This is a genomic window from Nitrospira sp. BLG_1, from assembly GCF_047338595.1.
In the GTDB taxonomy this organism is placed as follows: Bacteria; Nitrospirota; Nitrospiria; order Nitrospirales; family Nitrospiraceae; genus Nitrospira_D.
Genome location: NZ_JBLFBO010000007.1, coordinates 1 through 26,778 on the forward strand (window position 1 = coordinate 1; position 26,778 = coordinate 26,778).

A 26,778-nucleotide genomic window follows, 5' to 3' on the forward strand; every position below is an offset into this window, starting at 1 on the left:
CCCGTGGGTGATATTATTCGGCCAAAGTTGACGGCTCACGCCCCATGTCAATGAATGTCTTGATCGTTCGTCCCGATGGTATCGGCGATGTGCTTCTCTCGCTCCCTGTGGCAACGCAACTACGGGAACTCATGCCAGGGGTCAGAGTCGAGTTTTTAACCAGTCCCACCGTGGCGCCGCTGCTTGAGCACCATCCTGATGTGGATGCTGTCCGCACCATTCGGCTGACAGATCCGTTGGCAGAATTGCGTCGTGCCTTTTCACAGGGAGTTGAGGTGGCGGTGTTTCTCAAACCGTTTCGCCGCCTGATGTGGGCAGCCTGGCTGGTACGGGTGCCGATTCGAATCGCGACGGGCTATCGCTGGTATAGTCCCTTGTCGAATCGACGGATCTATGAACATCGCAGTGAGTTTTCAAAACATGAATCAGAGTATAACGTCGACATGTTGAGAGGGCTGGGGTTGAGTCCCCGAAAGGTTCAACCTCCGACTCTGTTCGTCACTGAGCACGAGCGAACTGTCGGGAGATCGTCGTGGGCGAATCTGCCCGGTCCACGAGTCGTCGTTCATCCGGGAGGCTTTTCGGCACGCCGATGGCGACCGGAGTCTTACCGGGATTTGGCTTTTGAGTTGGCACAAGCCGGTTATGGGGTGATGTTGACCGGCAGCGAGTCAGAAAAAAAAGAATTTGAATCCAGTGCTCTGTCTACTGTGAAGATCCCAACCGAGATCAAGAATTGCATGGGGCAACTGTCGCTCCGCCAGCTCATGGCCGTGATCGCCAATGCTCATGTGGTCGTTTCGGGAGCCACAGGGCCGGCCCACATGGCGGCAGCGCTGGGAATCCCCACGGTCAGCCTGTTTGATCCTCGTCGAAACAATTTGCCGGTGAGATGGAAGCCACTAGGAACGGGAGTCGTGCTTCGTCCAGATGTTCCTACCTGTGACAAATGTATCGGTGACGCTTGTTCATATTGGGATTGTCTTGACCATTTCACGGTCGACAACGTGGCAGCCGCCATTAGACAGGTGCTTGATACCCCTTCGGCTCTCGTCATACACCACGTCTAAAGCCAATCGTCAGCGGGATATATGATGGGTTGTCGCTATTGGCCTTGACTCTACCGCACGTATATGTTCATATCCTGAACGTACCGTCCAAGAGCTCATAACTCTATGAATCTTCAAGGCCAACGAGATTTGCTCTTGCTGACCGAGGTGGAGCGAGACGGCGGGGTGACGCAGCGGTCCCTTGCGGCAAAGCTCGGGGTGGCCTTGGGGCTTGCAAATTTGTACCTGAAGCGATTGGTCCGAAACGGGCATATCGCCATTACCACGATCCCTTCCCACCGTGTTCGCTACGTGTTGACGCCAGAAGGGGCTGCTGAGAAGTCAAGGCTGACTTTCCTTCACATGGAGTACGCACTGTCTCATTATCGCGATATGCGCGCGAGACTTCGGGAAGCCCTATCTCATATGGCTCGGAATGGAATGAACCGAGTCGTCATTTATGGAACCAGTGAACTTGCGGAGATGGCTTATCTGTCCCTCCGCGAGATGCAGATGACATTGGTGGGATTTGTGGATGATGGACGGCAGGAATCGTTTCTGTCGTATCCCGTCTGGTCGTCGGACGTATTGCGGGAATGGCAGTTTGATGCGGTGCTGCTGGCAAACTTCGATCAGCAGGCTGGGGTCCGCACCAAACTGGAGCATCAGCAGGTTCCGGACAGCAAAATTATCGCGCTGACGTTGTCGGTGTAAGCGCGCAAGACACCGGTTTTTTATTCACTGTAAGTGAGAGGGCGAAGCTGTATCAAAAACCGTTTCTCTGGTCGAGGCGGCCTCTATCTTGTCTATTTGGACAGACGAAACCGACGAGATAGACCAGACAGACGAGATCAACCACATGGACCAGGCAGACAATCTCAACTGGTATGCCCTTCGAACGAAGTCTCGTCACGAGAAATTGGTGCGAGACCAGTTGGATAAACAGGGAATCGAGCCGCTGCTTCCGACGGTCAAACGGCTGAGCCAGTGGAAGGATCGAAGGAAAGAAATCGAGATTCCGTTATTTTCAGGCTACTGTTTTGTGCGGTTCGGTCAGCACGAAAAGACGCCGGTACAGAAGACAATCGGCGTCGTTGAAATTGTCGGAAGTGGAAGTCGGCCTGAACCGATTCCAGAGCTTGAGATCGACGCACTTCGGCGTCTTGTGACCAGTGTTCTTCCTTATGATCCTCATCCGTATCTTCATGAAGGCATGAGAGTGGAAGTTGTTCGTGGACCCTTGCAGGGCATTCACGGAATTCTGCTACGGAAAGAGAAGCGACATCGGTTGGTTATCGGAGTACATCTGATTCAACAAGCGGCAGCGGTAGAGATCGATGTGAATGATGTGGCGGCGATGTGAACATCGGTACGGAGCATTATATTGAGGGGGGTGCGGAAAACTCATGAAGTCACTCACTCCCAGCGGGCCCTACGGTGGGAGGCCACCTCATCTGGGAAGAGCTTTGTTGGCTCAGGTGAGTGGATTGGGAGTACCGCTGTCTCATCCAACCCAGGTTTCCCAGAGTCTGCTAGACAGTAATTTCACCGGTAACTCAACCGGAATACTGGCCATCCTTGTTCATGAATGCCTTTAGCACGCGGGCTTTGCTCCATGCCAAATTTATTTAGGAATGCCTCATGGGGAGGAGTTTCGGCCGCGGTTCGCCTCTTGTTCGGATTGGGCAATCTCCTTTTGGCGATAAATCTAGCCGGAGCGGTTTCATATGGTTACTTGACCGTCATGCTGTCAATCACGGCTTTTTATGTGGCCTTACTTAACAGCATACATACCATTGCTGTTACGCATGCTGCTGAGTTACAGCGCCAGCCAAATTCTGTGCATGGTTTAGACATCCTATTTTCTGCTGTGTGGACGGTGACGTTAGTAGGTGTGGCCATTCTTGGTTCCGCCGCGTTTTTCCTCGGACAGCCTTTCCTACATACCTTTGTTTACTGGGGAGGCGATATTCTAATTGAAAGTCAACTTTCACAGTTGCTCGTGTTCGTCGTACTCATCGCGATTTGTCAGATACTGGGGGCAGGCCATGTGGCTGTCATTGAGAGTTTAGGGCGGTTCGACCTTGCCGCCAAGGCACAAATCTTCGGCCCGCCGGCAGTTTTTACTTTGATTGTGTTTGGCTCTTACTCTCTCCATAAGCTGACCATCGTTGATATTGGAAAGTTTATGCTGGTAGGTGGAGTAATCGACTTATTGCTGGCTACGTGGTTGCGCTTGAGAATGAAACATCTGAGATCATTCAAACCATCAGCCGAAACAATCAGATTATTTTCTGGTTTATTGAGTCAGGGCGTTGCGTTGCAGGGGGCGAATCTGGTCAACATATTCTTCGACCCGTTCAATAAATTCTTGCTGAACCGATTTGTTGGGCCGACAAGCGTCTCAACCTATGAAGTCGCCATGAAGCTTGTTATGGGCATTCGAGGACTTTTTGGAGGGGCGTGCCGTACGTTTCTGCAATTGTCGAGTAAGTTGAGTATTGAGGGGGGCAGTGACTATCTCAAGGTGCTGCATTACGGACTAGTCCCCGCCATCTTGATGCACGGTATTGGCTGCGCATTAATGGTACTGGTTTCACGTTATTGGCTGGGAGGTGAAATGGAATATCTACCAGTCTTCTACTTTACTCTCATTCCGTCCAGTATCGGTATCGTTTTTGCTGGCCCTTTGTACAGCGCTCTGATTGGAATTCGTGATCTAGGCTTTATCTTTCGGATGCACCTGAATCTGGCGGTGCTGAACTGTATCGCATCAATGACCTTGATCCCCTTTTTGGGCCTATGGGGTGCAGGGATCGGATTGTCGCTAACTACAGCCTACAATGCGTGGGCTGAATATCATCGGTATGTGCGAATGATCGGTGTTATTGTGGGATTCAAACAGGAAATTCAAAGAGTGGCGGCACGGGCTACATTTTTGCTGGCAGCTTCCGTGTTTGCTGTGCTCGTTGGGTATTTCATTACTGATATCACAGGTGTTCTGATTGTGGAGAGCATGATCGCCGCAATATTTCTGTGCTGCCTCATGTTGGAACCGTTGTCGATTCGTATCATAAGAGTTTCCACAGGTTGGCCCAGTCATAGTTCTTGATGAAAAGTACGCGCGTATAGATGAAGCCGGAAAAACTGTACCTCATTTCCCCGCGTGAGCCGTCAGGAGCCACCTGGCTAATCAATTGCTTTCTTGAACTTGGCATAAAGACATACCGAGAGACTATGGGTGAAATGTGGGAACCTTCCATGCCAGAAGGCTATACGCTTAACCCAGCCGAAACCCGACTAAAAAAATGGCTTCCGATTCTTAGCTCACGGCAAGTATTTGATTTCCGTAAGGATATCGAAATTGAGTGGACACATCATTGGCCGACCGCTAGGCATCAGGCGCATCGGATCATATATTTCGTGCGTGACCCGCGTGACGCCCTGTTGTCTCGGTATCGTCGCGAATCGCCAGAAATGGCTTTCGGCGAGTTTTTGGATTTTCCGGATCCATACACGTTACGCAATAAGATCGATACATGGTGTCTGTTTAACGAAGTCTGGCTGCAACAGTCGAATTTCAGGTTTTTTCGTTTCGAAGATTACAAGCGGGACGCCAACCGTACGATCAGGGACATCTTGCATTTCGTGGGGATTCAAGCGGAAGAACGGGAAATTATGGATGCGCTTGAAAACTCTACATTTGAGCAGGCTGCGATTGCCGAAAAGAAATATCGAGAGCAGCATCCTGAAGACACGGAGTTGATTAATCGGGCCAGTCAAGTCGGTTCGTGGCAATCTTCAGATGAGGCGGCCAATATCGCGAGAATTGCTGAAGGCACTGGCAGATTGCTTGCATGTTTTGGCTATGAGCAACAGGTGAAAGCCTTCAAGAAAAGTTACATGCCGCATGCGAGTGTGCTTGGCTTTTATAAGCACCTTCCGGTTGCATCAAACTTCTGGCACGTCGAAAGTGATGATAAGGATATTGGGGGCAATAGGACTCAAGTTCTACAATTTGTTTTGTCGCTGGATGAGGATATGCTGAAAAGATCCGGCTATTCCGCATATGAAACCTTTGCGCTATTACAGGGGTTAGAAGAGCTGATGCTTGAGGCTAAAGACGGTGGTGGCATTCGGAAGATCCAGGGACTGGTCAGGCGGATTACCGTCAAGCCGTGGTGGAGAGTCATTCGTGCCATGGAAAAACACGATATCCGCCTTCCCTCAAGTGTGAGGGGCTTTGTGTGGCGGTATAGGAACCTTTTTAAGAATTTTAATGGTTGGCATAACGCGTGAAACACGCGGCAGTATATTGGATCACGGGACTTTCAGGAGCGGGAAAAACAACGCTGGCGCGTGAGATTGTTGCGCGGCTTCGTGTGGGTGGGGAATCGGTTGTATTCTTGGATGGTGATGAGTTGCGTAATGTGTTTGGTGCGACGGCGGCCAATACCCAGAACCACGGTCGCGAAGGGCGGTTGGCACTGGCTTTTCAGTATGCACATTTGTGCCGAATCCTTGCTGGACAGGGGGTGACGGTGGTGATTGCCACCATCTCCCTGTTTCGCGAAATCCATGCTTGGAATCGGGCAAATCTGCCTGGTTATTTTGAGGTATACCTAAAAGTGCCAGTGGAAGAACTTCGCCGCCGTGACTCCAAAGATATATACCGGCGTTTCGATGTCGGTGAACTTTCAAATGTGGCTGGACTGGATTTGCCCATCGATGAACCGGAATCGGCAGATTGGGTTCTTGAATTTGACCCATCGAAATCGGTTGATGCAGTGGCGGAAGATTTGATGAAACATCTCAAGAAGGAAAACTTTCGATGAAAACTGAATGGGATTACACTACTTTGGCGAATGCCTATCTCAAGCGTCCAGATTATTCGAGCCCGGCTATAAACGCCATGCTGTCTATTGCCGGTCTCAAGTCGGGTGCAGTTTGTGACATCGGGGCTGGAGTGGCTCATTTGACGTTGATGCTTGCAGCTCGAGGATTTGATGTCACGGCAGTGGAACCCAATAATGCGATGCGTGCCAACGGGATCAAGCGCACGGCTTCGTTACCGAATGTGCGCTGGTTTGAGGGCACGGGTGAACAGACCGGCCAAACAAGCCAGTCGTTTAATATGGTCACCTTTGGTAGTTCATTCAATGTATGCGACCGTCAGGTGGCTCTTAAGGAAACTGCCCGTATTCTCAGGCCGAATGGCTGGTTCGCTTGCATGTGGAACCATCGTCAATTGGATGACCCGATACAGGACCGTATCGAATCCATTATCAAAGCGCTGGTGCCGGGCTATGGCTATGGTACGCGCCGGGAAAATCAGACAACGGTGATTGAGGACAGCGGTTTGTTTGGCCCAGTGGTGCATGTGGATGCCAGCGTGGTACATGAACAGTCCATCGAAGAGTGTGTGGAGGCATGGCGATCCCATGCAACCTTGGCACGCCAGGCTGGCCTCAATTTCCCAACAGTTGTGCAGACTATTGAGGATTATCTCAAAGGGCTGGGTCAAGATACCATCCGCATTCCGTACTTCACCAACATTTGGGTTGCGCAATTAGTGTAAGGCAAGCACATGGCATCCAGAATCCTGAGATTCACCACCAAAGCTGGCACGTTGGCGCAGCTACAACACAGGATGAAATCTGCCCGTATTGCACGACTCGTGCTGTTCACCGTGGCCGACTGGCGGCGGGATCGCAGAAGCTGTCTCGCACAGGTCTCTGCCTCTCTGGGGGCTGCTCCATTGATTGTACGCTCTAGTTGCCAACTGGAGGATGGTGTAAGCACATCTAATGCCGGGGCTTATCTGACCTTGCGGGATGTACCAGCGGAAGGGCTGGAGCGCGCGATTGAGCAGGTGATTGCCTCGTATGGGGCAGTGGTCGATGCCAATGAAGTGCTGATACAGCCCATGTTGCAACACGTTGTCCGATCTGGGGTGGCGTTTTCCCATGATCCTAATACGTGCGCATCCTATCGAGTGGTGAACTGGAGTGAAGGATCAGATACTGCCAGGGTGACAGGGGGGTGTGGCGGAAGAACATGGCAGGGTGCCGCTTTGTCACCGTTTCCGCCTCCGCCTGAATTGGTTGGTACGGTGGCGTTGTTGGATGAATTACTGACACTGTTTGGTGGGGTACCGCTGGATAGCGAGTTTGCTGTCACCCATGAAGATGATACGGACACGCTATGGCTCTTGCAGGTCCGTCCATTGGTCATGCCGACAGCCGGTCAGTCGCCTGAAGCGCAGGCGCAGAGGCTTACATTGATTGCGGACAAAGTAGCACGTGGAATGCGTTCGCATCCTTTTCTGATGGGACGGCGCACAGTCTACGGCGTGATGCCGGATTGGAACCCTGCCGAAATTATCGGGGTGCGCCCCAAACCGCTTGCATTGTCACTGTACCGTGAGCTCGTGACAGATGCCATTTGGGCATATCAAAGGAATAACTACGGTTACCGGAACCTGCGTAGTTTCCCGCTGATGCCGCACTTCTTCGGGTTGCCCTACATCGATGTGAGGTTGTCGTTCAATTCATTCATTCCGGCAGATTTGGATGAGAAATTGGCCGGACGTCTGGTGGATTATTACATTGACAGATTGTTAGCCGAGCCCACTCTGCATGACAAGGTGGAGTTCGAGATTGTATTTTCATGCTACACATTGGATCTGCCGGCACGTCTTGAGTGCCTAACAGAAGCGAGATTCTCAGCTGGGGAACAAAGATCGATTGCCGATAGCCTTCGAACCCTTACGAACCGCATCGTACATCCGCAAGATGGCCTGTGGCGATCCGATGCCGCCAAATTGGATATTCTCAAACAACGCCGCGAGCAACTACTGGTTTCTAGCTCGGACCCACTGGAGCGTATCTATTGGTTGCTAGAAGACGCCAAGCGTTACGGGACCTTGCCATTTGCCGGGTTAGCACGGGCAGGCTTTGTTGCCATACAAATGCTCAAATCGTTGATCACGGTCGGGGTCCTTACACAATCCGACTATGATTCGTTTATGGGAAGTGTGTCTACCGTGAGTAGCCAATTGGCCAGAGATCGGGCAATCCTAGACAAAGCCACCTTTCTGGCGCGCTATGGACATTTACGGCCTGGGACCTATGACATTTTGTCGCCTCGCTACGATGAGGCGCCGGAGCTATATTTTGACTGGGATCAACGCCCTCCTTTGGAAGAGACTACCAAACCGTTCTCAATGACATTGCCGCAGATGCGCGAGATTGTACAACTGTTGGAAGCGCATGATCTGCAGCCGGACCCTGTTGAATTGTTCAATTTCCTGCAAGCTGGAATTGAATTGAGAGAATTGGCAAAGTTTCATTTCACACGCAACCTATCCGATGTTCTCGCCTTGGTGTCCAGTTACGGAGCGGAATGGGGATTTTCGACAGAGAGTCTTGCTTACTGCGACATCGCTGCATTCAGGGAACTGCATGTGGCGGCAGCTGATCCAAAGAGCCTGCTTGCTCGCTCCATTGAGGAAGGAGCGGCTCGCTACAGCGAGACGCTTGCACTTTCCCTGCCTCCTGTAATTGCGAGACCGGAAGATGTGTGGGCATTTGAATTGCCGGAAGCGTCGCCCAATTTCATAACTCAAAAGCAGGTCACGGCTCCGATCGCGGGATGTAGTTCACGCGAGAAACTGGTCGGAGCCATTGTCTGTATTCCCAATGCCGATCCTGGGTTCGACTGGTTATTTGCCTGTCCCATAGCAGGACTGATTACGGCTTGGGGTGGAGCGAATTCACATATGGCAATTCGTGCCGGGGAAATGGGCTTACCCGCAGTCATCGGTGCAGGAGAGATGCTGTATCGGCGCTGGTCGCAGGCCACTCGCCTGCACGTGGATTGCGCCGGGCGCCGGGTGGAGGTGCTGGCGTGAGCACGGTGGTGAAAGTGGCCGTGAGCCAGCGGGTTGACGTATGGGTAGACCGGTCTGAGCGGCGCGATGCAGTGGATCAGCGCTTGTGTCAGTGGCTGAGTGCTATTGGCTGCATACCGGTACCAGTGCCCAATACTTTTGTGCCCGTAAAGGCTAACCGCGATGATAAAAGGATGGGGCTACAAGACTGGTTATTTGCCATAAATCCAGATGCGGTGTTGCTTTCAGGCGGGAATGATATCGGTGAAGTTCCTGAGCGTGACAGCACCGAGCATCGTTTGCTGGCCTATGCCAAGGACCACGGGTTGCCTGTGTTAGGAATCTGTCGGGGGATGCAGATGATGGCGGTGTGGGCGAATGGTAGCCTCATGGCGGTGAGTGGTCATGTGCGTACCCGTCACCACTTGCAAATAGCAGCAAGTTCAGGTGAGTGGCCGGACGAGGTAAATAGCTTCCATAATGTCTCTTTGGCCGATTGCCCGCCGGGGTTTGTGGTGATGGCACGCGCTGAAGATGGGACGATTGAGGCTGTGCGTCACGAGGCCCTGCCATGGGAAGGTTGGATGTGGCATCCTGAGCGTGAAAGCACCTTCTCATCCTTGGATATGAACAGGTTTCGGGCACTGATTCATGGTTAAGTGGGAACTGGAAATAGCCGGATTTGCTCAGCCATGCGGTATGGCGTGGACACGAGAGGGGGGAGAGCGTGTCGACCATAGGCCGAACAAGGCACTCTCTGCTGCTCAGGTGACCTGCGCCCTCTCGCTTGAGACCGAATTGTGATGAGAGCCATTATTCTCGCTGCCGGTCGGGGCAGCCGCATGAAATGCTTAACGGATGAACGACCCAAATGTATGGTGGAGTTACGTGGCAAAACCCTACTGCAATGGCAAACTTCGGCACTGCAGGGAGCTGGAATTACTGAGATTGGCATTGTGCGGGGGTATCGTAAAGAAATGCTCGAAGAGTTTGGCCTCACGCCGTTCGACAATCCACGCTGGGCTGAGACCAACATGGTTAGTTCCCTCGCCTGTGCGTCTAAATGGTTGAGGAACGCACCCTGCGTGGTGAGCTACTCGGACATTTTTTATGATGCTAGTGCCGTACGGATGTTGATGGATACGAATTCCCAACTGGCGATAACCTATGACCCCAATTGGCGCGCGTTATGGGAGGACCGGTTTGCAGATCCCTTATCAGATGCGGAAACATTCCGGATAGATGACAATAGCGATTTGCTTGAAATAGGGCAGAAGCCAAAGCAGATCGAGGATGTCCAAGGTCAATATATGGGGCTATTGCGGTTTACCCCAGTATCGTGGCGACAGGTCGAATCGTTGCTCGCAGGACTGGTGCCGGCACTGTCTGACAAGCTCGACATGACGGGAATGTTGCAACGGCTGATCACAGAGTATGGAGTCAAAGTCCGTGCATTGCCGTACACTGCAGAGTGGGGCGAAGTAGATAGCGCAGAGGACTTAGCAATATATGGCGGAGGAGCGTAATACAACCCCGGTTATCGCGTGATTGTGAACGATGAATGTCACGCTTGTGGATAATAGCTATAGGCGAAATGGCTGTCCACTCTGTCATTCAAGCAGTGTCCGCAAGTTAGATCGTGCGGACTATAGCGGAACAGTGAGTTTCTCTTCCCGGAAGATCAGGTTGAGTCACCGGCCTGAGATATGGGTTTGCGATCAATGTTCTTCCGGATTCGTTCAAAATATTATTCCAGAGGCGACGACCACAACCTTGTATTCGATGTCTCGAGCCGGCGATCGTTGGTCAAGAGTTCCATTTGAACAGCTGAAAACGTCGGAGGTTGTGCATGCAATGTCCCTGGTATTTAGTGACAAAGGACGTGTCTTGGATGTCGGTTGCAATACGGGTGAGCTACTGGACTTTGCTGGAAAATTCGGGTGTGTAACGTCGGGATTGGAATATTCCGATGACAGTCGCGAGGTCATACGCGGCAAAGGGCATACACCCTATCAAGCCTTTGACGAGGTGTCGGGTCAGTTTGAAATCATCACGGCATTTGATTTGATCGAGCATCTCCATGACATTCCGACCTTTCTGAGTAATTGCCATGGCAAGCTGGTTAAGGGGGGCAAGTTGATTGTACTGACGGGCGATATTCAGTCTGTGAGTGCAAGGGCCGCCGGTGCTCATTGGTGGTATGTCCAGTATCCTGAGCATATTGTTTTTCCGTCCAGATTGTTTTTTGAGAGCCTATCTAACTTCAAACTTGAACATTGGGTTCCAACCTATGCGGCGGCTGCGTATAACTATCCTTTCTACAGGATGGTGCTGAGTCATTTTAAGCGGATGGTGATGCGGAAGAAATATAATGGATTGCCATCACGATTTCCTGATCATGCCCTGATTGTCCTCACGAAAATAGGCGTTTAACGTCGTGCTTTTCCTTACGTGAGGAGGGCCAATTCAAAGCGTGATCGTTTCTGAAACCAAGGCAAGGCAGGAGGCTTACAGGGAGATGCCTCTTTCCAAGGGCGTCTGCCCAGTCTGTTATGAAAAGGCATTGGACTGTACCGGAGGGCTTCTTCTGAGCGATAGAAGGAAGGGGTTGCCTGGAGTGTGGCGAGTTGCCGAGTGTCAAAAATGCACAATTTTTTCTATGGTGCCACTGCCGACGGACGACGAGTTGGCCTCGTATTACCACATGTATTCACAGGATAACACGGTCAATCTGTCGCAGGGAACGGGGTCACGCGCTCCGAATCTCAGGAAGCTGTACCACTGGCTCAGTGGCGATGTGGACCCACGTGATTTTGTGGAAATCCCTACAGGAGCGCGAGTCCTCGATTATGGGTGTGGCCATGCCGGCTATCTGAGGGATTTCCATCATCGTGGGGTGGCGATATCAGGGGCAGAGATTGCTCCGTATGCGGTCGATGCATGCCGGAATCATGGCTATGATGTGCGGAAGGTGGAAGATTTTTCGCATGTTCCGTTTCCAGCGAATGAGTTCGATGTTGTTTACCTTATGCAAGTATTTGAGCATCTTCGTGATCCTCACGGGTTTCTTCGTGAGCTTGGGAGAGTCCTGAAAGATGGTGGGATGCTGTATCTCGCTGTACCCAACGCAGCGAGCATGTGGCGGAACATCTTCAAGGACAATTGGGTCAGCGGCTGGTTTGCGCCGTTTCATCTCTTTCATTACACACGCGGGGTAGTGGAAAAGTTGGCCGATCAGCACGGGTTTGATCTGGTTCAGGCATGGAGCCGTACACCGGAATCGTGGTTTCGGTTGAATCTAAAAGCGGCTCTCTATCCGGGGGAACATCGATTGGATTGGCACCGGAATTGGTTGGATGTCACCCCTCTGCGCTACCTATTGATGGTTCTGTTGCGGATGATCGAATTCCCGTTCCGCGAAAAAGACTGTTTAGTCTTGCAGTTCAGGAAACGATAAGCGTGATGGCCGATGATATCGTCCGCGACGGACAAGGTGTTTCCGTCGTGCGTATCGCAGCCCTCATGGCCTGCCATAACAGGGTCGTCTCGACCACGCAAAGTATCCGTTCCTTGAAAGCTCAGGCTGTTCCCGGAGTATCCCTGGATCTGATTGTTGTGGACGATGGGTCGAGTGACGGAACGGCGCAAGCGGTTCACGATCTCTTTCCTCAAGCCACCATCCTCGCCGGAGATGGGAACTTGTTTTGGTGCGGCGGTGTGCGATGGGCATTTCAAGAGGCGATCAACAGGAACTATGATTTCTATTTCTGGCTTAATGACGATACCCTGCTTGATCAGGGCGCATTGATGCGTCTGCTGGATGTCTACCGGGTAGTTTCTCGGGATGCATGCGATGCGACCATCGTCGTCGGCAGCACCCGCGATCCGAAGACAGGTCGCTTTACGTACGGTGGATGGAGTCGGTATCGAAAGCCGACGGGCTTGATCTCATGGGAGAAAGTACCTCCGGATATGGAGAGGCCGCTCGCGTGCGATACGATGAACGGCAACATCGTGTTGATTCCTCAATCTGTCGTCCAGCGAATCGGAAATCTCGATGCTGCTTTTGTGCACAGTATGGGGGATCTCGACTATGGCTTGCGGGCCATCAAGAGCGGATGCCGGGTCTCCATTGCGCCAGGTTACTACGGGACCTGCACAGCCAATGATCAACTAGGAGTTCATGCGGGCAACCAGGCACCACTCTTGACACAATGGAAGCAATTGCTCGGGCCGAAGGGGTTCCCGATCAAGGCATGGGGAGTATTTACGTATCGGCATAAGGGACCTTTGTGGTTTCTGGCGTGGCTGAAGCCTTATATTCTCTTTTGGTTCAAAGCGATCTCGTTACCGCAGAAGGATCAGTAGTGTCCCGCGCACCTGTTGCGTTGTTCGTTTACAACCGTCCTGATCTCACCAGGCAGACCGTCGCAGCATTGGCGGCTAATAGATTTGCCGATGGAACTCCGCTTCACATCTTTTCCGATGCGCCCAGACACGAAGCGTCACGGCAGCCGGTTGAGGAGGTCCGGTCTTTTATCAGAACCATCACCGGGTTTCAGTCTGTCACGATCATCGAGCGACCGACAAACTATGGTTTAGCCAGTTCCATTATCGATGGGGTCACTGGTCTGTGTGAGAAGTATGGCCGTGTCATCGTGGTGGAAGATGATTTGGTGACGTCCTCAAGGTTTTTGTCCTACATGAACGATGCGCTGACATGCTATGAGCACGATGCCCGTGTCATGCAGATCTCCGGCCATATTGCCCATGTGTCTGAATTCGCCGGGCGGACAGAGGCGCTGTTTGTGCCGTTCGTGACATCCTGGGGATGGGGGACTTGGGAAAGGGCCTGGAAGCAGTTCGATCCAACGGCGCAAAGCTGGGAAAAGATTCGTGATGATGGTGCGTTGAGGAAACGGTTTAATCTGGATGACCATTTCGACTATGCGACGATGTTACAGATGCAGTTGGACGGGAAGATCGATTCGTGGGCTATCCGTTGGTATCTGAGTGTGTTCTTGAGAGGCGGGATGGCGCTCTTCCCCCCACGATCTTTTGTGAGAAATATCGGTTTTGACAGCGGTACACACGGGTCGCGTGTGTTGCGATGGACGTTGTCGCGGCAGCCGATCTCGGAGGAGCCGGTGTCGTTTCCGACCGTGCCACAGATCATAGACCATGACTATGCTCTGGTGAAGAAGGCCCTGTTCAGGCAGACGGGTGGTCAGCTGGGTGCGATGTTTCGATGGGTGAGGAGGCGTTTGGCTTCCGGGCTGCGATGGTCGCCGACAGGTCTCGTGAGAAGATGAGATCCCCATACGGTGCCGAAACACCATGCGTATTCTGCAGATAGATGTACCCGAACAAGAGTTGGCTTGTGATGAGTTGGCGTATTTCTCACAACTTCAAGGCAGAGACCTTGATCTGTCGAAACTCTGGGAGTTGATGGATCGCGCATGGGAGAGTGCCGGCGCCGGTTATGCACAGACTGACCAGGAGGCGGTTTCAAAGTTCTATAAATCACCGGTATGGTTGCTGAACGGTCTTTTCACGGAATGTGACCCGGATTCGAAGCGTCATCGTGACCGGATTGCCAATTGGCTAGCTGGGCATGCCTTTGAGGTGATTTATGACTATGGAGGCGGGTATGGTTCCCTTGCCAGAAAGATTGCTGCCCTCTGTCCAAATTCGCAAGTGAGGGTTGTTGAGCCATTTCCGAGAAAACTTGCCCTCGCAGTCTCCAGAAATTTTACGAATCTGACCTTTGTGGCTGCACTGTCAGGTCGTGCGGACTGCATTATCGCGCAAGACGTATTGGAGCACATCATCGATCCGTTGGACGTCTTCGGACACTTGCTTGATCATGTCCATGTGCGAGGATATGTCGTGACAGCGAATTGCTTTTATCCGGATATTAAATGCCATCTGCCTCAGACGTTCCATCTACGGTATGCATTCCGCCATATCGTTCCTTCGCTCGGCTGCAGATATGTTGGCACCATACCTGGTGTCAGGCATGCGCAGATTTTCCAGAAAACCAATGCTGAGCCAAACTGGGAAAAAGCGCGTCGGCAGGAGCAACTCTCGAAACGGTGGTCTCGTGTTGTGCATCCCATCGTCGAACCAATCAAGACAGTGTTGAGACCGATATGGAGAGCGCTTAATGGGTGATATTGCGTCAGGCGGGTTGAGCCTTCTTATGAACGGTTTCAGATTGGGAGTCGATACGTTCGATTCATGAGACCGTTGCTGATGAACACCTATGATATTCGTGGCGGAGCGGCGCGAGCGGCGTATCGGCTTCACTGTGGCCTTCGAGCGGCCGGCATCGAGTCCCAGATGCTTGTGCAGTCAAAGAGCAGCGATGATCCCTACGTAGAGGGTCCGCGCAACCGTTTCGAGACTTTGTTAGGGGTCGTGAGACCGCAATTCGATATTTTACCGACGTATTTCTATTCCAAGCGTGGGAACGGCATTTACTACCCGGGGCTTCTTCCTGGGAATTATGTGAAGCGTGTGCGACGGATGAAGCCTGACATTGTCCATCTGCACTGGGTGGCAGGGGGGTTTCTAAATCCGTCGGCTCTCACCGATTTCGGAGCGCCTGTCGTGTGGACGCTGCATGATATGTGGGCGTTTACAGGCGGGTGCCACTATGACAATGGCTGTGGGCGGTATGTCGGAACATGCGGGAAGTGTCCAGCGCTTGGCTCTTCTCGGGAGACGGACTTGTCACGATTGGTGTGGCAACAGAAACGGCGGAAATGGGCTGAGGTTTCGCTGACCGTCGTGACCCCCAGCCGATGGCTTGCCGAGTGCGCACGAAAGAGTGCACTGTTTTCCGACAAGCGCATCGAGGTTATTCCCAACGGGCTAGACATCATGCGATTTCGGGCGTTTGATAAACAGAGGGCAAGGGAACTGCTCGGACTTCCGACTGGGAAGCGACTGATCTTGTTCGGCACGCTCAATGTCACCACCGACAAACGCAAAGGGTTTCACGCGCTCCAGGAAGCCCTGCGGTCATTTCGCATGGCTCAAGAACATCGCGACGACTGTGAGGTTGTGATTGTTGGCGCGTCACGACCGATCTCTCCGCCGGATTTCGGTTTGCCGGTCCATTATATGGGTATTTTGAACGATGACGTGACCTTGGCTCTGTTGGCCTCAGCTGTTGATGTTGTGGTGGTACCGTCACTCCAAGAGAACTTGTCCAATACGGTGATGGAGGCGCTTGCGTGCGGCACGCCCTGTGTGGCGTTCAATATCGGGGGGATGCCGGATCTGATCGAGCATAGAGGGAACGGCTATCTGGCGAGATCGTTTGAGTCGCTTGATCTGGCTCACGGCATGCAGTGGGTCTTGGAAAACAAAGAGCGCTGGTGCGCGTTGTCGAAGCGGGCACGTGAAAAGGTCGAAGCAGAGTTCGATCTCAGGGACGTCTCTGAACGTTATAGGGCGCTGTATTTGAATGTATTGGATCGGGCAGGACAAGGCGGTCACCGTCCCATGTTGAAGGTCGTGTCATGAAGATCACCATTGTCACAGTGGCCTACAATGCCGCGTCGACCGTCGCGAGTACGATCCGCTCAGTAGCGACACAGACGTATTCCGATCTTGAGCACATTGTTATCGACGGCGCTTCACAGGATAAGACCGTGGAGATCGTGCGGCAATCGTCTGGGCGGATTTCGAGACTGGTGTCTGAGCCGGATCTGGGGGTGTATGACGCGATGAATAAGGGGCTGATGCTCGCATCCGGCGATGTGATCGGCTTTCTGAATGCTGATGATGTCTATGCTGAGCCAGCGGTGCTGTCCCGCGTGATGACGGTCATGGAAGCTGAAGGGCTGGATGCTCTGTTGGGGGATGTGGAGTTTTTCCGGCCGGAGCATCCCACGCGTACCGTTCGCCGATATCGATCCGCACGGTTTACACCTGACCGGATTGCATGGGGGTGGATGCCGGCTCATCCGGCGCTTTTTCTCAGACGACATGTCTATGAGCGATTCGGGCTGTTTCGCACAGACTACCGCATCGCCGGCGATTTTGAGTATTGCGCACGAATCTTTCACGAGAAGAGGTTGGTCTACCGCAGTCTTCCGGAAACGCTGGTGCGGATGCGGGTTGGTGGCATCAGCACCGGCGGTTGGCGCAGTACGCTCTTGCTCAATCGAGAAGTCTTACGCGCCTGTCGAGAGAACGGGATCCACACGAACATCTTGAAGATTTCTTCCAAATACCCCGCCAAGCTATTGGAGTTTCTGGTGAAGTGAAGAGCCGAATCTGCAGTCTTGGTGATGTGGTCGATCTGCGCAGCCGGTGGGCAGATAGGCAAGGTTCTCCTCATACCGAAGTGCCTCAATTCGACCAGGCTGACCTGGCATGTCTGAGTTAAGATGGGACAACAGATACTCGTTACCGGGGCAACGGGGTTCATTGGTAGAGCGTTAAGTCTGAATCTTCTTGGGGCCGGGTACGAGGTGCGAGGGACGATACGAAATCCAAGCAAAATACCACCGCAAGAACATTCTCATCCCGGTGGTCTCAACTGGGTGGTCTTACACGATCAATCGACGGTGGCCGAATTGCAACAAGTGCTCAAGGGGGTGCAGGTGGTCATCCACTTGGCGGCGCGGGTCCACGTTATGGCTGGCCACGAGTCCGATCGACGTCACGAATTCTATCGAGTCAACACAGACTGGACCGAACGGCTTGCACGGGCCGCGGTCGCACAGGGAGTCCGTCGATTCGTGTACATGAGCTCGATCAAGGTGAATGGCGAGAAGAGCAGCGCGCCGTTTACGGAAGAGGATTTCGCAAGTCCGCAGGAGCCGTATGGTGTTTCAAAGTGGGAAGCAGAGCGGGCTCTAGCAATGATCTCATCCCAGAAGAGTCTTGAGATCGTCGTGATTCGGTCGCCGCTGGTGTACGGTCCCGGTGTGGGAGGCAATTTTTTGCAACTGCTAAAGATCGTCCAAAAGGGAATTCCGCTGCCATTTGCTCTAGTAGAAAACCGACGCAGTCTTATCTACCAGGGGAATCTGGTTGATGCTCTCATCCGATCCGTCCGGGACGATAGAGCGGCAGGTCGAACCTATTTGGTTAGTGACGGCGAGGATGTGTCTACTCCAGACTTGATTCGGCGACTCGGCGCGGCATTGGGGTTACGGACACATCTTTGGCCATTGCCTATCCCGATACTCCGTAGTTTGGGGCAAGTTGTTGGAAAGCAGATGGTGGTTGAGCGTCTGGTTGAGTCTCTCCAAGTCAACCCATCGAAAATCAGGCAAGAGTTGGACTGGCACCCTCCGTTTTCCGTCGATCAAGGTCTTGCGGAGACCGCCGACTGGTTCCGTGCCACTATAGCCAATCGGGTAGTGGTCGTATGACACAGGAGAGCGGTTGGGATGGGGCATTGCCCCCTGTGACTCAGTTCAGTCGCGCCCTGTTGATACCGCACTCGTGATTTTGGGAATCATCCGCACTCAGTACACTCACATGCTGACAAGGACACAAACACGGAGTACCATGAGGCAATCATGCTGATGGCTTTCCCAGCTCTGGTTGCGTTTGTGGTCGCATGGTGGATCACGAAGCGGCTCTGTTCACCGAAATCTTTCCTGTCTATTCTTGCCCATCCCAACGAACGGACCTTACACGCCATGCCGACTCCCCAGACTGGAGGGTTAGCGGTGATCGGCAGTGTCGTGATCGGACTTATTCTGGTTGCGAGTCTATTGGCAATTACCCAACCTTCAAAGGCCGTGTTGCCGAAAGGAGTGGCGTCAGGGAGCTTGTGGATCGTCCTATCCATGTTACTCGTCTTCGTAGTGTCATTCATCGACGACTGTATTGGGCTTCCCGCCAGTCTCCGTTTGAGCGTGCAGGTTGCCGCCGCCTGTATCGTTATCGCCGGTGTCGGGTTAACCGTGTCCGCTATCCCCATTCCCGGAGGGCCTACAATTCACCTCGGCCTGGCGGCAGTCCCCGTGAGCGCCTTGCTGCTGGTTTGGATGGCCAACCTTTACAACTTTATGGACGGTATGGACGGCTTCGCCGGTGGAATGACGTTTTGGGGCTTCGGGTTTCTTGCCTATTTGGGATGGGAGGCACAGTTCCCAGTCATGCTGATCATCTCCACATTTGTTGCGATGGGTGCGCTGGGGTTTCTCATGCATAACTTTCCGCCCGCGCGTATCTTTATGGGTGATGCGGGAAGTATCACGGTTGGGTTTTTGGCAGGCACATTGATGATTCTTGGGGTTCGAGACAGATTGTTCGAGATATGGGTCCCGATCATGATTTTCTCCCCATTCATTGTGGATGCGACCATGACATTGGTCAAACGGGTTCTACGTGGGAAAAGGATCTGGGAAGCGCACCGGGAGCATTATTACCAGCGGGTAGTTCTGAGCGGATGGAGCCATCGCCGGACCGTGCTCGCAGAGTATGGAGTTATGATTCTGTGCGGGGGGCTAGCTGTTTCATACCACCACTCGACGGACAATGTGCGACTCATCATTCTTGGTGCGTGGGGGGGAATGTTTGTCCTACTCGCAATGCTCGTCTCTATGCTGGAGCGGAGGAGAACGCGCACATCCCCCATTCTGGAACAAACAGGGAAAGAGGGTAAGAAAAAGGTAGAAGCTGTTCCCACCGAAGACTCTTCCAGGATACCCGTCAAAGCCTAATCGGCTCTTACTTGAAGCGCTCTATTTCAACTTGTGATTTATCCCTAGCTCGCTGAGGGGAGCTTCATTCAATGGAAAAGAGGGTAGTGAGGCAAGTCTTGGATATGGCCAACCTCTCCTATGGGCTGCAAACGTTGCTGGCTGTATCGCCATTGTTTGTATTGACGATCAAAGGCTGGATAAGCGGGATTCTGTTTGCCAGCAGCGCGGCGGCAATTTTTATCATGTTGAGCGTGATCGCTAAGGGTGACTCGCCGACATTCCCCAAACACCATAACTGGTTATGGTGTTTTGTTATCCTATTTACTTTGCCCGTTATTGCAATTTTCTTAGGGCAATCTTGGCGGCAGGATTATGTTGGTCGCGATTATGACAGTCCGGCACGATTTTTATTGTCTATGCCGATATTGTTGGTTTTGTTTCAAAAACGCTTCGATGTGTTCAGGTCGATGGTTTGCGTAATTCCAGGATCCATATTAATTACGTGTATTGTTGTCACCTTAAATCCTGAGAGCCCTTGGGGGCATCTGAACGATCCGGTTCATTTTCGCGAGACAACTTATTTTGTCGATCCGCTGACATTCGGCAGTTTGAATATGACCTTGGGGCTGTGTTGTTTATTATCAATTGATTTGTATGGGCGCGATGACTGGGGAGTGAGAGTTTATAAGACCACAGGCTTTATTGTGGGCGTGTATTTGTCAATTGTATCAGGCAGTCGCACCGGGTGGCTGGCGCTTCCTCTGGTTCTATACATGTGGTCACATTTGAGACTGACTCGTTATCGAGCTCCAGTGTTCATAGGCATACTATTGCTGGCGAGTGGCAGTTACTATTTGTCCGCCACCTTGCAGCAGCGGTTGGACGTGGCCGTGCAAGAAATAATCTCCTACCACTGGGATACGCTGAACCCGCAGACATCGGTGGGAGATCGATTGTCTTTTTTGCGCATGGCGGTTTTTTTATTCTCTCAGAATCCATGGTCTGGCTTTGGCGATCATGGATTTGCGGCGTTTATCAACAGCCCTGACTTGAACCGTTACGCGCTTCAACAAACTCAAGAATTTGCTCTGCACTCCGGCTTTCATAATGAAATTGCAACCAATATGGTTCGTTCAGGGGTTTGGGGCTTGCTGTCGAGTAGTGCGCTCTTTGTAATTCCGGCACTGTTTTTTATCCGCAGTTTGTACGGAGGCTCTCAGCAAGCTCAAAAAATTGCCGTACTTGCACTCGGTTATCTAGCGTGCACATTCATTAGTGGTATGACCACCGAGGTGTTTAATTTGAAATTCACGGCCTCCTTTCATGCCCTCATGTTTACGTGTTTCATAAGTTCGTTGCTTGTTCATCATGCTGTAGGCCAGGGTAGTGAGAAAAATGAATCCACTTAAATATTCGATCACGTTTGCTTGCTACAATCAGGTAAATTACACTCGGCAATGTATTGACAGCATGGTTAAGCACGGACTTGATGTGAGTCGCTTGGTGGTTGTCGATAATGGGTCAAGCGACGACACGAAAAACTATTTGAATACCCTGCCATTGGGCGGGCGGATATTTAATAAGTCCAACTTGGGTTGTGGTGTTGCATGGAACCAGGGCGCGTTGGCGCTTCAATCCGAATGGACAATTATCATGAACAACGATGTGCTTGTATCTCGTGGGTGGGTCGAAAACCTGATCGATGTTGCCGAAGCAAATGGTTTGAAAATCATTTCGCCGGCATTGATTGAGGGGCCGCTGGACTACGATTTTGATGCATTCGCAGAAGATGCTATGGTGAAAATGAAAGATGCTCTCCGAATAGGCGGTCGGCATGCTGTGTGTCTTGCTGTCCATGAGTCTGTTTGGCTGGAGATCGGTTATTTTCAACCGATACCAAAATTGCTGGGCTATGAGGATACCATGTTTTTTCATGAAGTGGATAAGGCTAGAATTCCTATCGGGATGACCGGTAGATCTTGGCTGCATCATTACGGCTCTATTACTCAATCAGCTCTGAAGCAGGAAAGAGGACTGTCGGAAAAAGATGGTCTGGGCAACCGCCGCAATTACCGATTGTTGCAACAAGGCTGGCTGGAGCGAAAATTGAAGAAAATCAAAAAGCTTCGCCAAATACAGTCGTGGTGTGCTCAAGAGACTCGCCAATTTGGCATGTCGATGCATGGAGGAAGAGAACATGGTCGATTTTCTTGGAAATGAAGGCTGTTACCGTATAGAAAAGTACGATTTATTCACCGCTCATGCTGTGCTATAGGCAACCCATCGCGGATGAGGATGGCGCACTCACACTTCAACAGACCTGTAGCACATTCAGATATAAGCCCATCTGTCGGGAACGGTTTCTTGACAGGGCCAACCGCGTTCAGCCTTGGACTCCAGCCATCTTTTGGATCAAATTTGGAGTTGAACGTTCTCTATCGATAGTGCCTGCTGGATGGGGGAAGCTTACGGTTTGGGAGCGAGTATGCTGAAAATTTCCGCCTATATAATCGCCTACAACGAGGCCGGGAAAATTGCCGATGCGGTGAACAGTGTCCTATGGGCGGACGAGATCGTGGTGGCCGATTCCAACAGCACAGATGGGACTGACCGGATTGCGCGAGAGTTGGGAGCGAGAGTAGTTCAGATTCCATTCGAAGGGTTCGGCCATCTGCGGAATCGCGCGGTCCAGGCGTGCACCCACGACTGGGTGCTCAGCATCGATACAGACGAGCAATGTACGCCAGAGGTCAGGGACGAAATTCTAGCGATTTTGTCTGGAACTCCCGCGCACGACGCCTATTTTGTGCCCAGGCGGAATTACTTCATGGGGCGCTGGATCAAACATTCCGGCTGGTACCCGAATTTTCGCCAACCGCAATTATTTCGGAAAGGGGCGATGAAGTATGCGGAGTCGCCTGTTCACGAGGGATATGAATTGCTGACAAGCAAGCCCGTTGGCCGCTTGGAGCAGGCAATTTGGCAGGTTCCGTTCAGAGACTTTGAAGAGGTTGTGAAAAAGGCCAATCGCTATTCCTCGCTGGGTGTGCTCAAGCTCGCCGATCGTCGAGTGTCGATGGGAGCGGCCCTGGGGCACGGCGTATGGTCGTTCCTCAAGCACTATCTGGCGAAGCGGGGGTTCCTCGATGGCTGGCCGGGATTTGTCATCGCGTTCGGAAATTTTGAGGGCACGTTCTATCGGTATGCGAAACGGTTCGAGCAACAGGAGCTGTGGCCGTATCCTAAACAAGGACCGCTTCGACGTCCCGATGACGCGACCTCCAAATGAACACTGCGTTGATCGTCACGACATACAATCGGCCGGATGCCCTGGCAGTGGTGCTGGAAGGGTATTGTCGCCAAAGCGATCACGATTTTGAGCTTGTGGTTGCCGATGATGGATCGAAGAAGGACACGACGGATGTCGTACAGCAATTTGCACGGCGCGCGCCGTTCCGAGTGACGCATGTCTGGCATGAGGACCGTGGGTTTCGAGCCGCTGCCATTCGCAATCGTGCCGTGGCATCGACCCTGGCCGACTATATTGTGTTCACGGACGGAGATTGTGTTCCTTCCCGTCATTTCGTGCGTGCCCATAGACAACTTGCCGAACCGGGGTATTTTCTCGGGGCCAATCGTGTGTTGCTCTCAGTTGGACTCACGCACCGTGTGCTGCACCAACAGGAATTGATTCATACCTGGCGCGGACTCGATTGGCTCCTGTCCTGGTCAAAGCGAGACGTCAATCGTGTACTTCCATTGATGGAATTGCCGGATGGTCCGTTTCGAAAATGGACGTCTGATCGTTGGGAAGGCATCAAGACGTGCAACTTTTCTGCATGGCGTACGGACCTCATCCGGGTAAATGGACTGGACGAATCGTATGAAGGATGGGGGCTTGAGGATTCCGATTTGGTCATCCGACTGCTCCATGCCGGAGTGAAGCATAAGAGTGCGCGCTTCGCCGCCACGGTATTTCATTTGTGGCATCCTGAGCAAGATCGCAGAAGGTTACAAGACAATCAGAAACGCCTGGATGATCTCCTGCGTTCCTCGACGGTGCGAGCCGCCGTTGGGCTCGAGCAATATCAGGCCACGGTCCTTGATGATCAATCTGTGACGCTGCGGCGGGCGACAACATGAATCGGGATCTTCAGAGTGTGTTGGTCGTTTGTACGCGTCGAATCGGGGACGTTCTGTTAGCCACGCCGGTCATTCGTTCGCTCAGGGCTGCTTTGCCGCATGTGATGGTCGACATGCTGGTATTCGAAGGGACTGAGGGTGTGCTCTCTGGTAATAGGGATATCCGACGAGTGTGGACGATTGCCGAACGTCCGGCGATATGGTCGCATCTCGCCTTACTGCGTTCGCTGTGGCGACGTTACGACGTCGCTCTGTCGGTGCTTGCAGGAGACCGTCCGACCTTTCATGCCTGGGTTGCAGGACGGTATTGCGTAGGGACGCTATTGCCCGATAAGAAATCCTGGTGGAAGCGGAGGTTGCTGAATCACTGGATCCCGTTTGATAATCTCCATACTCATACGGTTGCCATGAATCTCAGGCTGCTTACGCCGTTGGATATCGCACCACTTGGTACTCCCGTGGTGAGTTGGACGGACGAGGATGCACGATCTGTTCATGCCCTGTTTCCTGATATCCGGAGTGCTCAGCCCTATGCGGTGTTGCATGTGTCGCCGAAGTTTGCCTATAAGACATGGACCGTTGATGGATGGGTGGCGCTTGGACGGTGGTTAGTCGATCGTGGCCTGATCGTTGCTGTGACCGGAGTTGAATCGGCTGAGCAGTCGTATTGTGATCAGATTATCCAAGGGCTCCCCAAGACGGTCAATTTGATCGGTCGGGTGACGCTGCCGGCTCTTGGTTATCTCTTAAGTCGGGCTGCACTATATGTCGGGACGGATACGGCCGTCAGTCATATGGTTGCTGCTATCGGCGTGCCATCCGTTGTGCTGTTTGGCCCTTCCAACCCTGTGAAGTGGGGACCTTGGCCGAAGGACTTTCCCTCAGATGCACAGAGCCCCTGGCGTAAACAAGGATCGCAGCGGCAGGGGAATGTGTTGTTGCTCCAGGGCGAGGGGGAGTGCGTACCGTGCCTTGCGGAAGGATGTGATCGTCACATAAACAGCCTCAGCGATTGCCTCCAACGATTGTCTGTGCATCGGGTTATTCAGGCCGCTGACACCATGCTCCAAGAACGAGGGATCAACGTCGCAGTGCCAATCAGCTCATGAAACAGTCAGCCGCGAAACTTTTCCATTCCCTCACGAGAAGATTTGGAGACCGGGTACTCCAGTACCGCCCGAGTCTCGTCATTGGGGTGGAACTGCTGTTGATTTGTGCGGCGAACCTGACGGCATTTGCGCTGCGGTTCGATGGAGCGATTCCTCGCGGGTATCGGAGGATCATGTGGGATTTCGTGCCTGCCGTGCTGCTCATCTATGGTGTCGGCTTATGGTTGTTTGGGATTCAGCGAGGACTCTGGAGATATGTCGATCTTCGGGATCTGTGGAGAATTCTGCTGGCCGCACTGAGTAGCTCGGCGGTGTTTTATGCGGTAGTCCATAAACTTGGCGGTGTGGCGCAGTATCCTCGATCCGTGATCATTCTGACGGGTCTGTTGACGGCGTTGTATTTAGCAGGGATTCGATTGGCGGTGCGGGGGTTCCGGGAGTGGATTCAGATATTCGACCCGAGTGCGCGACGTGTCTTGATCGTCGGCGCAGGACATGCGGGGGAGTTATTAGTCAGGGATATGCTGTACGATGCGAATTATCACTGTTGCCCGGTTGGTTTTGTCGATGATGATCCGATCAAACGCAAGATGACTATTCATGGGATTCCTGTGGTGGGAGTCATAGCTGATATCAAGAAGGCCGCCGAACGGTTGAAGGTCGGCGAGATTATCGTGGCCATTCCTTCTGGCTCCACAACGGTAAAACAAAAGATACTCGCAGCGTCAGAAGGCTGTTCGGTGCCGATCAAGACGCTACCCGATGTCAAACAATTGCTCGGTGATCCGGTCTCTCTACAACAGGTGCGACCAATGAGCGTCGATGATTTGCTCCAACGCGAGCCGATCAAGACGGATTTTCACGAGCTCTCCCCCCATGTCAGTGGGAAAACTTTCCTTGTAACTGGGGCAGGCGGGTCGATCGGATCGGAGCTCTGCCGGCAGATTGCCCAGTACAAGCCCCAGGCCGTGGTCTTGTTCGAACGCTACGAGAATACGCTGCATTCACTGCTGTTAGAGTTACACGCAGTTTTCCCGACAGTAAAGATTGTCCCGGTCATTGGAGATGTGACCGTCCCAGACCGCGTTGCGGAAGTGTTCCGCCACACCGTCCCCGACATTGTGTTTCATGCCGCTGCGCACAAACATGTTCCGCTGATGGAACTGAATCCGAAGGAAGCGATTCGAAACAATATCTTAGGCACTCGCGTGGTCGCCGAGGCCGCTGTGAAGGCAGGTGTCAGCCGATTTGTCATGATTTCCACGGACAAGGCGGTCAATCCATCAAGCGTCATGGGTGTGACCAAAAGAATCGCCGAGCATATGATGCAGGAGTTCAATGGTCCCGGTCTCACAAAGTTTATGGTGGTGCGGTTCGGGAATGTGCTGGGCAGCAACGGGAGCGTCGTCCCTCTGTTCACTGAACAGATCCGCAAAGGGGGGCCTGTAACCGTCACCCACCCGGAGATTAAACGGTTTTTCATGACAATTCCAGAGGCAGTGCAGCTGGTGCTCCAGGCCAGTGCAATGGGGCGTGGAGGGGAAGTCTTTGTTCTCGATATGGGAGAACAGATCAAGGTGGCTGATTTGGCCAGGAATATGATCGTCTTGGCTGGCCTGGTTCCGGGGAAGGACATTGACATTGTCTACACCGGCCTGCGGCCTGGGGAAAAGATGTACGAAGAACTCTTTGAGGAACAGGAGCAAGTCGAACCCACGGCCCATGCGAAGATCAATCGAGCGAGTGGGGCTCCGGTTTCCGTCGGTGAGCTGGATCAATGGCTGGAGATGTTGCAGGCGAATCTCCCCCATTGTGATGAAGAGGAGCTATTGCAGGATCTCAAACGACTGGTGCCGAGCTTTCAACCTGTCATCCCTCAACGTGTCTCATGATGAGACTCTGTCGAG

At 52.6% G+C, this 26,778-nt stretch carries 25 protein-coding genes; all 25 read left to right on the plus strand.

The features are described 5' to 3' along the window. Nucleotides 1–44 precede the first annotated feature (44 nt). The 25 genes from ACMTNU_RS08680 to ACMTNU_RS08800 all read left to right on the plus strand — a co-directional run bounded on the left by ACMTNU_RS08680 (nt 45) and on the right by ACMTNU_RS08800 (nt 26,763). Entirely contained in the window at nt 45–1,070 is a 1,026-nt protein-coding gene (locus ACMTNU_RS08680) for a glycosyltransferase family 9 protein (RefSeq protein ID WP_413934843.1), read from the plus strand. A gap of 105 nt (nt 1,071–1,175) precedes the next feature. Continuing rightward, nucleotides 1,176–1,763, plus strand: coding sequence for a winged helix-turn-helix transcriptional regulator (locus tag ACMTNU_RS08685; RefSeq protein ID WP_413934844.1), 588 nt, complete (start codon nt 1,176–1,178; stop codon nt 1,761–1,763). A gap of 88 nt (nt 1,764–1,851) precedes the next feature. Continuing rightward, the gene (locus ACMTNU_RS08690) at nt 1,852–2,412 is read left to right on the plus strand and encodes a UpxY family transcription antiterminator (protein ID WP_413934845.1); all 561 of its coding nucleotides are present in this window, start codon (nt 1,852–1,854) and stop codon (nt 2,410–2,412) included. 252 nt (nt 2,413–2,664) lie between these two features. Next, on the plus strand, nt 2,665–4,161 hold the full coding sequence (locus ACMTNU_RS08695) for a lipopolysaccharide biosynthesis protein (RefSeq protein ID WP_413934846.1): 1,497 nt from the start codon (nt 2,665–2,667) through the stop codon (nt 4,159–4,161). A gap of 20 nt (nt 4,162–4,181) precedes the next feature. Then, nucleotides 4,182–5,348, plus strand: coding sequence for a sulfotransferase domain-containing protein (locus ACMTNU_RS08700; protein ID WP_413934847.1), 1,167 nt, complete (start codon nt 4,182–4,184; stop codon nt 5,346–5,348). Further along, nucleotides 5,345–5,884: an adenylyl-sulfate kinase gene (locus ACMTNU_RS08705; protein WP_413934848.1), complete on the plus strand. Its 540-nt coding sequence runs from the start codon at nt 5,345–5,347 to the stop codon at nt 5,882–5,884. Before ACMTNU_RS08700 ends, ACMTNU_RS08705 begins: the two co-directional genes overlap by 4 nt. Further along, nucleotides 5,881–6,627, plus strand: coding sequence for a class I SAM-dependent methyltransferase (locus ACMTNU_RS08710; protein WP_413934849.1), 747 nt, complete (start codon nt 5,881–5,883; stop codon nt 6,625–6,627). Before ACMTNU_RS08705 ends, ACMTNU_RS08710 begins: the two co-directional genes overlap by 4 nt. 9 nt (nt 6,628–6,636) lie before the next feature. Next, complete coding sequence (locus ACMTNU_RS08715) at nt 6,637–8,961, plus strand: PEP-utilizing enzyme (protein WP_413934850.1); 2,325 nt, start codon at nt 6,637–6,639, stop codon at nt 8,959–8,961. Further along, complete coding sequence (locus ACMTNU_RS08720; protein ID WP_413934851.1) at nt 8,958–9,599, plus strand: gamma-glutamyl-gamma-aminobutyrate hydrolase family protein; 642 nt, start codon at nt 8,958–8,960, stop codon at nt 9,597–9,599. The genes ACMTNU_RS08715 and ACMTNU_RS08720 overlap by 4 nt, the downstream gene beginning before the upstream one ends. A 144-nt stretch (nt 9,600–9,743) precedes the next feature. Beyond that, nucleotides 9,744–10,466 (plus strand): phosphocholine cytidylyltransferase family protein, encoded by a 723-nt coding sequence (locus ACMTNU_RS08725; RefSeq protein WP_413934852.1) that lies wholly within the window; start codon nt 9,744–9,746, stop codon nt 10,464–10,466. Between the two features lie 256 nt (nt 10,467–10,722). Then, on the plus strand, nt 10,723–11,373 hold the full coding sequence (locus ACMTNU_RS08730) for a class I SAM-dependent methyltransferase (RefSeq protein ID WP_413934983.1): 651 nt from the start codon (nt 10,723–10,725) through the stop codon (nt 11,371–11,373). Nucleotides 11,374–11,458: 85 nt separating this feature from the next. Further along, complete coding sequence (locus ACMTNU_RS08735; protein ID WP_413934853.1) at nt 11,459–12,397, plus strand: methyltransferase domain-containing protein; 939 nt, start codon at nt 11,459–11,461, stop codon at nt 12,395–12,397. A gap of 5 nt (nt 12,398–12,402) precedes the next feature. Continuing rightward, nucleotides 12,403–13,308, plus strand: coding sequence for a glycosyltransferase family 2 protein (locus tag ACMTNU_RS08740; RefSeq protein WP_413934854.1), 906 nt, complete (start codon nt 12,403–12,405; stop codon nt 13,306–13,308). Further along, entirely contained in the window at nt 13,308–14,252 is a 945-nt protein-coding gene (locus ACMTNU_RS08745) for a glycosyltransferase family 2 protein (protein ID WP_413934855.1), read from the plus strand. Before ACMTNU_RS08740 ends, ACMTNU_RS08745 begins: the two co-directional genes overlap by 1 nt. A gap of 25 nt (nt 14,253–14,277) precedes the next feature. Continuing rightward, nucleotides 14,278–15,114 carry a class I SAM-dependent methyltransferase gene (locus ACMTNU_RS08750; protein ID WP_413934856.1) on the plus strand — a complete coding sequence of 279 codons (837 nt, stop codon included), beginning with the start codon at nt 14,278–14,280 and terminating at the stop codon, nt 15,112–15,114. Nucleotides 15,115–15,195: 81 nt separating this feature from the next. Continuing rightward, entirely contained in the window at nt 15,196–16,473 is a 1,278-nt protein-coding gene (locus tag ACMTNU_RS08755) for a glycosyltransferase family 4 protein (RefSeq protein ID WP_413934857.1), read from the plus strand. After that, nucleotides 16,470–17,219, plus strand: a complete 750-nt coding sequence (locus tag ACMTNU_RS08760) for a glycosyltransferase family 2 protein (protein ID WP_413934858.1) — start codon at nt 16,470–16,472, stop codon at nt 17,217–17,219. The genes ACMTNU_RS08755 and ACMTNU_RS08760 overlap by 4 nt, the downstream gene beginning before the upstream one ends. 123 nt (nt 17,220–17,342) lie before the next feature. Then, the gene (locus ACMTNU_RS08765; RefSeq protein ID WP_413934859.1) at nt 17,343–18,335 is read left to right on the plus strand and encodes an NAD-dependent epimerase/dehydratase family protein; all 993 of its coding nucleotides are present in this window, start codon (nt 17,343–17,345) and stop codon (nt 18,333–18,335) included. A 150-nt stretch (nt 18,336–18,485) separates the two neighbouring features. Beyond that, nucleotides 18,486–19,637: a glycosyltransferase family 4 protein gene (locus tag ACMTNU_RS08770; protein ID WP_413934860.1), complete on the plus strand. Its 1,152-nt coding sequence runs from the start codon at nt 18,486–18,488 to the stop codon at nt 19,635–19,637. Nucleotides 19,638–19,708: 71 nt separating this feature from the next. Then, a complete protein-coding gene (locus ACMTNU_RS08775) occupies nt 19,709–21,028 on the plus strand; it encodes an O-antigen ligase family protein (RefSeq protein WP_413934861.1) in 1,320 nt (439 codons plus the stop codon). Continuing rightward, on the plus strand, nt 21,015–21,839 hold the full coding sequence (locus ACMTNU_RS08780) for a glycosyltransferase family 2 protein (protein WP_413934862.1): 825 nt from the start codon (nt 21,015–21,017) through the stop codon (nt 21,837–21,839). Before ACMTNU_RS08775 ends, ACMTNU_RS08780 begins: the two co-directional genes overlap by 14 nt. Before the next feature lie 265 nt (nt 21,840–22,104). Continuing rightward, nucleotides 22,105–22,908: a glycosyltransferase family 2 protein gene (locus ACMTNU_RS08785; RefSeq protein WP_413934863.1), complete on the plus strand. Its 804-nt coding sequence runs from the start codon at nt 22,105–22,107 to the stop codon at nt 22,906–22,908. Then, the gene (locus ACMTNU_RS08790; protein WP_413934864.1) at nt 22,905–23,762 is read left to right on the plus strand and encodes a glycosyltransferase family 2 protein; all 858 of its coding nucleotides are present in this window, start codon (nt 22,905–22,907) and stop codon (nt 23,760–23,762) included. Before ACMTNU_RS08785 ends, ACMTNU_RS08790 begins: the two co-directional genes overlap by 4 nt. Next, entirely contained in the window at nt 23,759–24,871 is a 1,113-nt protein-coding gene (locus tag ACMTNU_RS08795) for a glycosyltransferase family 9 protein (RefSeq protein ID WP_413934865.1), read from the plus strand. The genes ACMTNU_RS08790 and ACMTNU_RS08795 overlap by 4 nt, the downstream gene beginning before the upstream one ends. Next, entirely contained in the window at nt 24,868–26,763 is a 1,896-nt protein-coding gene (locus tag ACMTNU_RS08800; RefSeq protein WP_413934866.1) for a polysaccharide biosynthesis protein, read from the plus strand. The genes ACMTNU_RS08795 and ACMTNU_RS08800 overlap by 4 nt, the downstream gene beginning before the upstream one ends. Nucleotides 26,764–26,778: the final 15 nt, after the last annotated feature.